The organism is Candidatus Arsenophonus nilaparvatae, assembly GCF_045346035.1.
GTDB lineage: Bacteria > Pseudomonadota > Gammaproteobacteria > Enterobacterales > Enterobacteriaceae > Arsenophonus > Arsenophonus nilaparvatae.
Map to the genome: position 1 here is coordinate 162,814 of NZ_CP158508.1, position 13,101 is coordinate 175,914.

Annotated in this window: 12 protein-coding genes and 2 pseudogenes; 12 read left to right on the top strand and 2 right to left on the bottom strand. The window is 45.4% G+C overall.

Features of this window, described 5'->3' with window-relative positions:
* Positions 1-10 precede the first annotated feature (10 nt).
* Entirely contained in the window at positions 11-691 is a 681-nt protein-coding gene (locus WH390_RS15365; RefSeq protein WP_406850736.1) for a type-F conjugative transfer system secretin TraK, read from the top strand.
* Entirely contained in the window at positions 688-1,221 is a 534-nt protein-coding gene (locus WH390_RS15370; protein ID WP_395971289.1) for a hypothetical protein, read from the top strand. Before WH390_RS15365 ends, WH390_RS15370 begins: the two co-directional genes overlap by 4 nt.
* Before the next feature lie 156 nt (positions 1,222-1,377).
* On the opposite strand, the gene WH390_RS15375 is transcribed toward WH390_RS15370, so the two are convergent.
* Together WH390_RS15375 and WH390_RS15380 are read right to left on the bottom strand one after the other, a co-directional pair.
* Entirely contained in the window at positions 1,378-1,935 is a 558-nt protein-coding gene (locus WH390_RS15375) for a recombinase family protein (protein ID WP_032116350.1), read from the bottom strand.
* Positions 1,932-2,953 (bottom strand): annotated as a pseudogene (locus WH390_RS15380) (tetratricopeptide repeat protein). Before WH390_RS15380 ends, WH390_RS15375 begins: the two are co-directional and overlap by 4 nt.
* 171 nt (positions 2,954-3,124) lie before the next feature.
* On the opposite strand from WH390_RS15380, the pseudogene WH390_RS15385 reads away from it, so the two are divergent.
* The 10 genes and pseudogenes from WH390_RS15385 (at position 3,125) to WH390_RS15430 (ending at position 13,099) form a co-directional block, all read left to right on the top strand.
* Positions 3,125-6,094 (top strand): annotated as a pseudogene (locus tag WH390_RS15385) (Tn3 family transposase).
* 125 nt (positions 6,095-6,219) lie between these two features.
* Positions 6,220-6,975 (top strand): TrbI/VirB10 family protein, encoded by a 756-nt coding sequence (locus WH390_RS15390; RefSeq protein ID WP_395971292.1) that lies wholly within the window; start codon positions 6,220-6,222, stop codon positions 6,973-6,975.
* Positions 6,972-7,262: a hypothetical protein gene (locus tag WH390_RS15395; protein ID WP_032116559.1), complete on the top strand. Its 291-nt coding sequence runs from the start codon at positions 6,972-6,974 to the stop codon at positions 7,260-7,262. The genes WH390_RS15390 and WH390_RS15395 overlap by 4 nt, the downstream gene beginning before the upstream one ends.
* Positions 7,263-7,295: 33 nt before the next feature.
* Complete coding sequence (locus WH390_RS15400; protein ID WP_032116558.1) at positions 7,296-7,682, top strand: hypothetical protein; 387 nt, start codon at positions 7,296-7,298, stop codon at positions 7,680-7,682.
* Positions 7,676-8,206, top strand: a complete 531-nt coding sequence (gene traV, locus WH390_RS15405) for a type IV conjugative transfer system lipoprotein TraV (RefSeq protein WP_032116557.1) — start codon at positions 7,676-7,678, stop codon at positions 8,204-8,206. Before WH390_RS15400 ends, traV begins: the two co-directional genes overlap by 7 nt.
* Positions 8,206-10,791, top strand: a complete 2,586-nt coding sequence (gene traC, locus WH390_RS15410) for a type IV secretion system protein TraC (protein ID WP_032116556.1) — start codon at positions 8,206-8,208, stop codon at positions 10,789-10,791. The genes traV and traC overlap by 1 nt, the downstream gene beginning before the upstream one ends.
* 97 nt (positions 10,792-10,888) lie before the next feature.
* The gene (locus WH390_RS15415; protein ID WP_032116555.1) at positions 10,889-11,461 is read left to right on the top strand and encodes a hypothetical protein; all 573 of its coding nucleotides are present in this window, start codon (positions 10,889-10,891) and stop codon (positions 11,459-11,461) included.
* A 3-nt stretch (positions 11,462-11,464) separates the two neighbouring features.
* Positions 11,465-11,806: a TrbI F-type domain-containing protein gene (locus tag WH390_RS15420; RefSeq protein WP_052044991.1), complete on the top strand. Its 342-nt coding sequence runs from the start codon at positions 11,465-11,467 to the stop codon at positions 11,804-11,806.
* Positions 11,799-12,422, top strand: coding sequence for a type-F conjugative transfer system protein TraW (gene traW / locus WH390_RS15425; protein WP_395971300.1), 624 nt, complete (start codon positions 11,799-11,801; stop codon positions 12,420-12,422). The genes WH390_RS15420 and traW overlap by 8 nt, the downstream gene beginning before the upstream one ends.
* Positions 12,419-13,099, top strand: coding sequence for a thioredoxin domain-containing protein (locus tag WH390_RS15430; RefSeq protein ID WP_032116554.1), 681 nt, complete (start codon positions 12,419-12,421; stop codon positions 13,097-13,099). The genes traW and WH390_RS15430 overlap by 4 nt, the downstream gene beginning before the upstream one ends.
* The last annotated feature ends 2 nt before the right edge of the window (positions 13,100-13,101 follow it).

Genomic DNA, 13,101 nt, shown 5'->3' on the forward strand with positions numbered 1-13,101 from the left:
AAGTTTTATTTTGATTTCCACATCGGGTTGGGCAGAAACCCTGACCGTTACACCTCACAGCGTGGTGCGCCTAATGGTGAGTAATCGTGAACCCAATGTGATTGCGGTGATGAACGACCGGATAGTGGAAGCCAATAGCGCAGCCGGCAAGCTCGCCGATAAAAAAGCCACTGACAGTGGGGCATTGATTTTTACCACCGAGGAAACGATGCCGTTTTCGCTTTACATTGAAACCGAAAAGGGCTTTGGTTTTACGGTCAATGCGATACCGATTAAAAAATCCCAGGGCATCAATATAAGTGTAATGAATACCGAGGCGAAATCTGACGCGAGTGCCGAGGAGTGGGGAAAAACAAGCGATTCTTACAGTCAGTTTATCACACGGACTTTCACGGCAGCGATGAACGACAACATCCCAACGGGTTTTGTTAAAAATGGTCGTGTCAACGTCAATTGGCAAGACGCTGCGTTAAACAACTTTCGCTTTCGGGACAGCGTCAGTTTTCAGGGTAAACAATTTCGGCTATTACGTGTGAATATTGAGAATAAAACAACCCAACCCATTCAGTTAAATGAGCGGGTCTTCTGGGTTCCGCAAACGATAGTCATTGCGTTTAATCCGACCGTTAACACCTTACGACCGCATGAGCAGGTCACGCTGTTTCTTCTGATTAAGGAGAAACCGGAATGAACATCAATCATTTTATCCGCAAAAATCAAAAGATGTTATTTGGTGCAATTGGAGTAGCAGTGGTGACGATTTTTACACTGCTTTGGTGGATAAACAAGCAAGCCTCCGGCGTTGAACTAACCGCCACTGATAGCACCGCACAGTCAGGTAATTCCACCGCTCAGGAGCCGGATTTAACCGGTTCGATTACCAATACCTTTGATAACAAGGTGCAAGGCAATGTGGTCACCGATGCCCAGTTAAGCGAAAGAGAAAACCGCCAGGCAATGGCGGGGCTATTAAAGGAAATTCAGGGCATCAAGCGCGATTTTGATGCGGTTAAAAATGAAAATAGCCAGTTGAAGGCCAATGTGGGTCAGCTTCAGGCTGAAATACAGAGTAATAAAAAAGCGATGGAAAGCCGTCCAACACCAGGGGCAAGTCAAACAGGTTATTCCTCTCAAATCGCTATTCTGCCACCGAAAGGGATACTTGGGGTCCCCTCAGAAAACGGAAAAAATTGTACGTTAAGCTGTTTGAAGTGGACGTAGCGATCTGTATTTTCCCAGGCCGATGTTAGCGCTGCTACGCCAGAGGTATGCGAAACGTACTGCAACAGTGCCTCATCGACTAGTGCGTGCATTTGAACTGAGACTTCCAGTTTTACTCTTTGTGGCGCATTTAAACCGTAATTTCCTGAATATGGTCTAAGAATGTCTTGATGCCGGCAACCAACGGTACAACGTTGGAACAGAAACACCGAGATCTTTAGCTACGTCTCTGGGAGGAATACCGCTGGCTAATAATTTTTTAGCCGATTCAATTTTACTGCTGGTCATTTTTGGTTTTCTCCCACCTTTACGCCCGAATTCCTTTGCTGAATCAAGACCTGCCCGCGTACGTTCGATTATCAACTCTCGCTCCATTTCTGCAAGGCTAGCCATAACATGGAAGAAAAAACGCCCCGACGGTGTTCCGGTATCAATAGCATCCGTGAGACTTTTGAACTGAATGCCCTGTTTGTGCAGCTCTCCAGCGATATCAACAAGCTGTTTTACGCTACGACCCAGACGATCGAGTTTCCATACAACCAGCGTATCGCCCTCTCGAAGCATTTCCAGTGTTCTGGTTAACCCTGGGCGTTCAGTTCGTACACCATTGATTTTATCTTCATAAATTTTTTCGCACCCTGCTCTGGTCAGGGCTTCAATTTGTAAATCAAGATTCTGATCTTGTCTGGAAACTCGCGCATAGCCAATCATCATACGGCAGAACATCCCAAAGTGTACATCCATGGCCAGATTTCCTGCCCTCGTCTGTTTTTCATCTTCTTAACGACCTCCGCTGAAAGCCGATGATCAATTCCACTCAGCAACTGCCGCTGACGGTCAATAATACGCCCACGGGCATCAAAATCTCCTTCACTGAAAAGGTCTTCAGAACATTTCATCAGGGAGGCCCGTTCGGTCATAATACTGGAATGGTTAAATAACCAGCGGACAAATGCCAGCGCTTCAGGATGACGGAACCACAGCTCACCATACATTTCGATATAGTCAGCCGCCATCTCTGGTTTCGCTAAATTACTCCCATGCCATATTGCTAATGGCTGCGGGTGGAAGTTACCGGAAAGTATTTCAGCGATGTAACTGTTCGCGCTGAATCCGTGTCGAAGTGCTGTTGCTGCTTTGACCCAGTCTTTATTGAGGATATAAAGAAGGGCCTGCTCATAGCAGTAAGGAGGATAATTATCTGCGTGCTCATCAAAAATATTGGCCGCCCGTTCTTTGTCGCCGGCGCGCAGTACTTCCGAGCCCAGCAGATAGCGACTCCCTGATTGTCATTAGGGTTATAAGCCAGCATTTTATCAATAAGCGTGGCAGCATCTTTATGACGTCGTAAGCGTACATACGCCAGCATCGCCCCCTGCAGAGCGCGAAGGTATGGGCGATTATCTACATATCCCCATTCAATAGCACCTGAAAAACTCTCAGGGATAAGGCGGTTACCTGCTGCCAGTCCGACCAGAGCGGCATCCAGTGCTTTTTTGGGCTTATCCTGCTCCAGGAAGATAAATGACAGGTGCGCATGAAGATCAATAAGATCTGGCTCCAGCCTGATAAAACGATTCAGTTCGGCAATATAACGCTTATCATTCAACTCGCCAGACTGATGCGTACCAAGCAGATGCTCGAACTCATCCAGCAAAGGAGCAAACCTTTCATCAGGGTAAACGAAACAGCCTAAATCTCCCTGTACTTCAAACCGCAATTTGTTTTCCATTTTTTTCTCACCTGCCTGCTGATTTTTTATCAAAACTCATTGAGAGCATAGGGAATTAAGAATAGAGTTTCAATAATTGATTTCGAGAATCGCTAAGCCCAGATAATCCGTCATGCAAAAAATGATAAATTCAATTCTCAAAAACGACCATTTTTAAGAACAAGGAGGCATATGCCACGCCGTTCAACGTTGTCCGCTACCGAGCGGAAAAACCTGATGGTGTAACCTAATACCGATGATGAATTGATCCGGTATTACACACTCACTGAAGCTGATCTGTCATTTATTCTACAACGACGCGGTGATACCAACCGACTGGGTATGGCTATCCAGTTATGTTTGCTGCGGTTTCCTGGTCAAGGTCTATTGACCGATACTGTTATTTCTACATCGCTGTTAGCATGGGTCGGAAGCCAGTTAGGTATCAATACGGCCTGCTGGTCTCAGTATGCTGAGCGGGGAACTACACGCCGAGAGCACATGTTGGAGTTGCGCGCTTATCTGGGTATGGAGGCCTTCGGGTTGACACACTACCGACAGGTTTTACAGGCTACGACTGAGCTGGCCTTACAGACAGATAAGGGCATTGTGCTGGCTAATAGTATGCTTGATACGTTACGTCACAGGCATATTATTATTCCAACCGTCGACGTTATCGATCGCCTATGTGCTGAAGCTATCACCCGCGCCAATCGGCACATTTACGAAGCATTGACTGGCTCTCTCAAAAACAGTCATCGCCAGCGCCTTGACAACCTTCTAGAGCTTAAGGAAGGGAGTAAAATAACGTGGTTGACTTGGTTACGTCAATCACCTATCAAACCAAACTCACGTCATATGCTTGAGCATATTGAACGCCTAAAGTTCTGGCAGGCGATTGATCTCCCAGACGGTATTGAGCGGCAGATCCACCAAAATCGTTTACTCAAGATAGCCCGAGAAGGGGGTCAGATGACACCTTCTGATTTGGCAAAATTTCAGTCGCAGCGGCGTTATGCCACATTGGTGGCCCTGGCTATTGAGGGGATAGCCACAGTCACTGATGAAATCATCGACCTGCATGATCGCATTATTGGTAAGCTGTTCAATGCAGCCAAGAACAAGCATCAGCAACAGTTCCAAGCCTCTGGTAAAGCGATCAATGATAAGGTGCGAATGTATGGGCGTATTGGTCAAGTGCTGATTGAAGCTAAGCAAAGCGGTGGTGATCCGTTTGCCGCCATTGAGACCATCATGTCATGGGACACCTTCGCCGCCAGCGTTACAGAGGCACAAACATTGGCGGGACCCGCTGATTTCGACTTCCTGAATCACATAGGCGAGTGTTATTCCATGCTACGCCGTTATGCACCAGAATTTATTACTGTGCTCAAACTAAGGGCAGCTCCGGTAGCCAAAAGTCTACTCAATGCCATTAATGTGCTACGTTGCATGAACACTAATAACATTCGCAAAATGCCACTGGATACACCTATCGAATTTATCAAGCCGCGGTGGGCCAAGCTAGTCTTGAGCGATGGAGGTATTGACCGACGTTACTATGAATTATGTGCTCTATCGGAGTTAAAAAACGCGCTTCGCTCAGGCGACATGTGGGTACAAGGGTCTCGTCAATTCAAGGATTTCGACGAATACTTAGTATCGGTCCAGAAATTCGCCACCCTAAAAATTTCCAGTGAATTACCGTTGGCAGTGACCCATGATTGCGACCAGTATCTACGTGACCGGCTGGAATTGCTGGAAACACAGTTGGCAAGAGTCAACCATCTGGCAGCCACCCATAGCCTACCAGACGCCATCATTACAGATTCTGGCTTGAAAATTACACCTCTGGAGGCTGCAGTGCCGGATGCAGCACAAACTCTGATTGACCAGTCAGCCATACTGTTGCCACATATCAAGATCACCGAATTGTTGATGGAGGTCGATGAATGGACTGGCTTCACACGTCATTTTACACACTTGAAGACGGGTGATATGAGTAAGGACAAAAATTTGTTGATGACGACGATCCTAGCTGATGCAATTAACCTGGGTCTGACAAAAATGGCCGAATCCTGCCCAGGTACAACCTACGCAAAACTGTCCTGGCTGCAAGCCTGGCATATCAGGGATGACACTTACAGTGCAGCGTTGGCAGAACTGGTAAACGCGCAATTTCGTCAACCCTTTGCTGGTAACTGGGGTGATGGAAAGACATCATCTTCGGATGGACAAAACTTCAGAACAGGCAGCAAAGCAGAAAGCACAGGACATATCAATCCGAAGTATGGAAGCAGTCCAGGGCGTACTTTTTACACCCATATCTCCGACCAATACGCGCCTTTTAGTGCAAAGGTTGTCAACGTGGGTATCCGCGATTCAACTTACGTGCTGGATGGCCTATTGTACCACGAATCAGATTTGCGAATTGATGAGCATTACACCGATACAGCCGGTTTCACTGATCATGTATTTGGTCTGATGCATCTACTGGGATTTCGTTTTGCACCCCGTATTCGTGATTTGGGTGACACTAAATTATTTATTCCAAAGGGTAATAACGCCTATAGTGCACTTAATGCATTAATAAGTAATGATAAATTGAATATAAAACAGATACGCGTCCACTGGGATGAAATTCTCCGATTGGCTACGTCAATCAAACAAGGAACAGTTACGGCTTCACTGATGTTACGAAAATTAGGAAATTATCCGCGTCAGAATGGGTTGGCTTTCGCTTTGCGAGAGTTGGGTCGTATTGAACGAACTCTTTTCATTCTGGATTGGTTGCAAAGTGTTGAATTACGCCGTCGGGTTCAGGCAGGATTGAATAAGGGAGAAGCTCGTAACGCATTATCTCGCGCAGTGTTTTTTAATCGATTAGGTGAAATTCGTGATCGGGGCTTTGAACAGCAACGTTATCGGGCTAGCGGCCTTAATCTAGTGACTGCCGCCATCGTATTGTGGAATACGGTTTACTTGGAGAGAGCGATCAACTCATTACGTGCTCATGGACAATTTGTAGAGGAGGAACACCTAAAATATTTATCTCCTCTTGGATGGGAGCATATTAATTTGACAGGGGATTACGTCTGGAAAAATAGTTCTAAAGTAGGAGCGAGTAAATTCAGGGCATTACGTCGATTCAACGGGTCTTAGCGTACAATTTTTTCCGTTTTCTGAGGGGACCCCTACTTGAAAGTACCCGTTTTAGTTATCCGAAAAAAGAAAACACGGCCTCATCCGGTTTTTATGTCCCCTCGGGGACGTTTTCAACCGCCATCGTGCTGGAAGGTGCGGATGCCAACGCGTCAGTGAAAGGCGAAACCAAAAAAGTGGCCATGCAGTTTAAATTAACCGGACTTGCCCATCTGCCTGGCAATCAAAAGCTGGATAAATTAACCCACTGTTTTGTCACTGCATCGGCCTGGGGAGAAATTTCCAGCGAACGGGCAGAAGTGAGACTCGAGCGACTGTCGTGTGTCATCAACAACAAACACATTGACCAGGTGGTTGAAGGGCATGTGGGATTTTATGGCAAAAACGGGATTAAAGGGATACCGGTGATGCGAAATGGTGCCATGCTGGGACTGGCTTTTGGTGCGGGTGCATTAGGGGGGTTGGGTAACGCCTTCTCGCAAATTGGTAACACCACCGTCGGCATGGGCGCAACCCATCAGGCCACTACTCAGGAAGTCGCCAGACAAGCGCTAGGAAGTGGGGCATCTACGGCAGCCAATAAACTGGCAGATTATTACATTGAACGCGCTGAGCAGTATCATCCAGTTATCCCGATTGGGGCAGCCAATCGCGTCGAAGTGGTTTTCCAAAAAGGGTTTAAGGCGGAATTTATTGAAGACCTGGCAGCGAAAAAGGCCAGCGAATCGCCCACTCAACTGGCGAAAAACGTCAGCAATAGCGTAAAAACCAACCTGCCACCGGAACTGCTTAACCAGTTGGGCAGTGCGGCCTCAATGGATTTATCCGATTTTGTCACACCCACAAAACCACCGTCAAATAACGGAGGCGTGAAGCCATGAATCGATTCGCAACAAACATCCTCGTCGCCATTAATCAGTGCGTTGAACACACGTTACAACAGGTTAAAAAAGGCTTTTTTTACTTACCGGTTATCTTTTTCTGGTTAACGATGATGTTTTTTTATGTTGGGTCTTTATCAATCAATGAGGACGTTAAATTTAGCGAAGTGAGCCAGGTAATGGATGCGGGATGGCAATTGCTTGAACCGGTTTTTCGCTTGTCGCTTTGTATCACACTGATACTTTGTCTTTTGCGGCTTGCCATCGGTCTTTTTCGTCGAAATTAACCCAGGTGAAATCAATCAAAGAGGAATAATGTGATGAATACGTTAGCGCAGAAATCCATTATCAAACGTCCACTCCTTAATGGGGTGAGTACAAAAAACACCGCGATGTTGCCGATTAAACAAAATGCGTCAATCGTTAAAAAAATAACAATGCATGGCTTACAACTAATAATGAATGTCAGTCTTTATTTTCCCATAACGTTTGTTTGGCTCACGGTCGCTTTTGCGTTAAGCGGAAATTTGGCAATAAGCTATCCGTTTGAACCCGAAGCGATTTACTTAACGTTCGATAAAGTTATTGACCTACTGACACCTGTTTTTCTTCTGTCCGTCGCCATCACGCTAATCATTTGTCTGTTGCGTCAGACGGTCGCGATTTATCAAAAAAAATTTAACAGAAAGGAATCAACATCATGCTGAGTTATCGTATATGGCTTATCAGTAGTGTTGTGTTGCTCTCAGGTTGCGCCGGCATGAATAGTGAGTTTGAATTTGGTAAACCTGCTAAAGACTCGGGTTACTGGATGAGTGAAGCCGATGAGATGACGGATACTGCCAGTTATTCAGTCGCCCAACATAAAGGGGAGGTGGTCAAGTCCGCTAAAGGATTTACGCTATCGGCTTACCGCTTAATTCAGTTAAGCAATCTACAAACACCGGTGACATTTTTAACTGAGCGCGCGATAAGTGCAAACTATCCGCGCTCGACGACGGTCAAATCGCCTACATCACGCTGGCTAACGAATAACGCCCCCGTACAATCCAGTGCTGCGTGTCCGGCAAGTCCTTGTCTGTCTGAAACCCGCACCCCCTCTCGACAATCGGAACGCATTACGCGTGCCTGGATAGCGCCTTATGTGTCACCGGATGAGGTCGTCCATACCGGCGAAGTGGTTTATTTCGTTACCACCCCGGCCACCTGGGCAAATGTGGAGACGATTTGATGTTAAAACACGTCAATCCACTTAAAATCATTGAACTGGTGGGTAACGCCTTGATGGAAAAAGACACCACCCGTGAAACGGCGAAAAAGCTCGAGGCGATGGATTATCCGCATTTACGCGACCTATTGCCCTACAGGGATTATGACAGCGCCCATCAGCTTTTTATTAACGAGAACTCATTAGGTTTTTTACTGGAAGCGCAACCCTTAATCGGTGCCAATGAAAAACTGGTGGAATCACTCGAAGAGCTGGTGAAAAACAATCTGCCGCGCGATATTCCGCTGCAGGTGATTTTACTGTCCAATCAAACGGTGTACGAGAAATTAACCACCGGATTGCGTGATTTTAGCTGGCAGGGCAATCGTGCCGACGAATGCAATCAAATTACGCAGGGATTTTATCTTGACGCGGCGCGTAATCAATTTACCAATCCGCAAAATCTGCCGTTGACGCTGAGAGATTACCATCTGTTTTTTGCGTTCTGCCAGCCATGGAAGCGGATAACGGAAAGTGAAATCATTAAAGTGCGTGAAATCCGCCGTAACCTGTTAAGTGCACTCAATGCCTCGGATATTCATGCCGAAAATGCGTCAATCACCCGCTTTTTGCAGATGATGCGCGAAATGACTAACCCCGACACAGAAAGATTAAAACCGTACTCATCAGAATGGATAGAAGACAAAGACATTAATCAGCAGATTGTGCAGAACAACACCTGCTACTGGTTTAAGCCTGGGTATGTGGAAATTACCGGTCGCAATGAAGAAGATAACCCGTTTTCGACCCGTGCCATTCATTTTAATCTCGACAGTAATCCCAGAGAGCACTATCTCTGGCAAAACGGCAACATCATTTCTAATTTACTCAATCCGCAAAACGGCATCCGTTGCCCGTTTGTGATGAGTTTTATCATACAAACCGAAGACCAGTCTCGTAGTCAGGCCGAAGCCAATAAGAATTTCTTGAGTTTGGAGCAAAAGGTCGTCTCCTCCTACGCCAAATATATTCCCTCAACCAAACGCCAGCACGCCGAATGGAAAAGTTTGCGCGAAGGGTTGCTCTCTACCGCGACGTCACTGTCCGGTTATTATTTTGGCGTCACGCTCTTTTGTCGTGATGATGAAGAGGAAGCGGCTAAAGAAGCTGAACGCACCAAAAAAGCCTTTTCGATGCAGGGGCTTAATATGGTGAGAGCGGATTTAATGCAGATGCGAAACTTCCTGGGTCATTTGCCTTTCGCGGTAGGTGATAATCCGAAGCTCTGGAAAGACTTCTTGAAAACGGGTGCCATTCAACGGGCAGAATCTTTTCAGGCGGTCAATCTCATGCCGATTATCGCCGATAACAAACTCAGTCAGGCGGGGATAGTGTTCCCGAGTTACCGCCATCAACTGGCGTTTCTCGATATTTTTGACGCAAGTTTGCCGAATACTAACTTTAACTGGTTTGAATCGGGCACCTCAGGCGCAGGGAAATCGGTGTTGGCACAAACGATTGCCAGGCAGGTATTAGACAGTGGCGGGTATTTGTCCATTTTTGATATTGGTGATAGTTACAAGGCGTTTTGCCAGAGTGTGGGTGGCACCTACATTAACGGAGAAACCTTGCGCTTTAATCCGTTTGCCAACATTACCGATATCACCTTGAGCGCTGAGCGCATTCGTGACCAGTTGTGCATTCTGGCCAGTCCCAATGGATTGATGGATGAAGTGCATGAATCATTGATACTCGAAGCCATCACTGAATCCTGGCCGAACAAAAAACAGGATATGCGTATCGATGATGTCGTTAATTATCTAAAAAAACATCGCGGTAAAATCCAGGAAGCTAGCCGTATCACCGGTCGCATTGATGAAATTCTGGTACTGCTAAACAAATACACCACCAAAGGGATATATGGCAAATATTTTAACAGCAGCGAGCCGACCTTAAAGCCCGATATGCGCTTTGTGGTCACCGAACTCGGTGGCTTAAAAGCCAATCGTGATTTGCTCATGGCGGTGTTATTTACGCTCATGCTCTGGGCAGAGAACCTGATGTACAACACGCCACGGAGTTTACGCAAGATGAACATTATTGATGAAGGTTGGAAACTACTGGATGCCAAAAGCCCTAAAGTCCGCGATTTCATCGAAGAAGGTTACCGTACTGCCCGTCGGCATAATGGCTCCTTTGGCACTGTAACACAAAGCATCCGCGATAAAAATTTAAGTACGGCAGCACTGGCCGCTTATGACAACAGCAGTTTTAAATTCACACTGATGCAGGATGCAAAATCCTTTAACTCCTTTCAAAAAGAAGAACCTTCCACCTTTAACGAGATGGAATGGGCATTAATTCAAAAGTTCCCCCCTGCCAGCCGTGCCGGATTTAGTGCCGTGCATTTAAGCGTTGGCGGTTACAGCAGCTTTCATCGATTAATGCTCGACCCGTTAAGTAATGAACTCTTTTCCTCCCGAGGTGATGACTTCACCTATCGGGAAAAACGCCTAAAGGAAGGCGCAAACATCAATGACATTATTTTTGAAATGGCGCAAAAGAAAGACCCTGCGTTATTGGCGAAATTAAAGCAAGTAAAGCCTTAAATCAGCTTGAGGTAATTTCTTACTTGCCTCATGGAGTGGGATTGTAAAGATACAGAAAATGAAGCCCTTGCAATTAACTTTTTTTTGGAGAAAACAAATGCAAAAAATAGTGGCATTACTCACAGGATTAACAAAAACGCATGCAATAAAGAAAACAATCACGTTCACTTTCGCTTCGTTTTTCATTCTGTTGGTGTCTTGTTTTTATACCCTTGGGGTAGGGGCAGGCGGGATATTGTTCAACGCTGTCACCCAACTAATAAAACAAAACCCTAACCTTGAAATCCTGGCGCTTTTTTGGGGGATGACCCAGACACTCTGGATTTTAGGGATTTTTTGTTTGGGTTTGGCAATCGTTGAATATTTCAGTCAAAAAACAACCCAACCTCGTTGGGTCAACACCGTGTTAAAGCCAAACGCCTATTTAAAGTGGATGGTAGAAATGCTGTATTGGTCAGCGATAATTTTGCTGATGGTGGGATTCACTGTTCGCAATCTCGGACTGGATGTCAGTCAAATTCAGCTGTTCGCCGTTAACGTCAATCTGCCCTCACCGCTGATATTTTTTCTTTCTTTAGGTCAGGCGGCGTTAGTGTCTTCAGGTTTACTTGCCCTATTAGGCGTAATGGATAACCTGCCCGCACTAAAAAAGCCCGTCAAAAAGGCCTAAAGCATGAAAAAGACCGCCATCATCAATTTTATCACGGGGAGCTTGTTAAGTGCGCTGCTGATTATTTCCGTACAACACTGGTTTTTTCCACCGACGAACATTATCACCTTTGATATGAAAAAGACCACTGATCGCTTTTTAGTGCAAGTCAGCAAACTGGACTTAACGGAGGCGCAAAAAGACCAACTCATTGCGAAATATAACAACACCCTAAAGACCGTTTTAGAAAAAAACGCGAAAGGTAACACGTTGATATTAGTCAGTGGTGCGGTGATGGCAGGGGCAGTGGATAAAACGGCTGATATCCAGCAACAAATTGCTGAGGCGATGAAAAACCATGAATAAGTGGCTGCCTTGTATCGGTATTCTGATGAGCTTTAGTGCGGTAAGTCTAACCACTGAAATCGGCACGTTTGGCGATGTGTGGGAGATAGCCGAACAAAACCTGCTGACGGTAATTGAAGGGCAGGTGGAGAGTGCCTTTTTAGGCAATGAGGAGAAAATTCAGCAGGAATGGCGTGAACGGGTAACAAAAAATGCCGAGCGACCTGAACCTGTACAGAGGCTTACCAAAGCGCTAAAAAATACCACACGGACGTTTGACCCCAGTTTCACGGTCACCAAAGATATTCGTGACCACAACGGCATCGTTTTTGCGCGCAAAGGGCAGAAGGTGAATCCATTTGATATTACCCCCTTTAATGAAACGCTCTATTTCATCGATGGCGATGACGAAAAACAACTTGCCTGGGTTGCCGCGCAAAAACCTGCTACCGCCATCCATAAAATCATTTTGGTGAACGGAAATATAAAAACAACGGCGGAGACCTTAAATCAGCGTATCTACTTTGACCAGGGTGGCGTTTTGGTTAGCAGGTTTGGTATTGAGAAATTACCTAGCGTAGTGGATGAAATGTCGAATCAATCATTATTACGCATAACTGAGGTGGCGGTACAATGAAGCGCCAAAACACGCAAAATAGAGAAAAAGAAATCATGAAAAGACATCTCATTATCGGATTACTGCTGGGTGCATTTTTGCTGCCAATGTTTGCACTGGCTGAAACATCATTATCTTCACAAAATATTAAAAGAATGGTCGAAGCTTACGAAATGTACACTGGGAAATTCACCCCCGTTTTAAATGCAAAGTCTCGGGTAGGGGTTATTGCTCTATATAACTATCATTGTAAGTCTTGTGCAAAGATGGTGCCGACGATTTTAAATCTGATTAAAACACACCCTGATATCCGGTTTGTTTTTAAAAATCTACCCGATAAATCAGATCAATCTGTTTTGGCTGCGCAAGCAGAATTGATGGTATGGAGTAAATGTCCCAAGGCATTTTTAAAATATTTTACTGAATTATTTAAAAGTGGGAATGTTCAGCAAGCAATAGAAAAATCCAAATATCCTTTTACAGATATTGAAACTGAATTAACTAATGTTGCCATTGATAGCGATGTTATGTCACTTGTAACGGCTCATTATGCTAACCAGTTAAATATCAAAAAGCTCCCTGCTTTTATTGTTGTTAATTTTACTAATCCTGCTGCAGAAAATACGACAATATTAACAGGGGTGGTGGATGAAAAGACGTTATTAGCTGCTGTTGAAAAAGCGAAGCGAGGAGAATAATG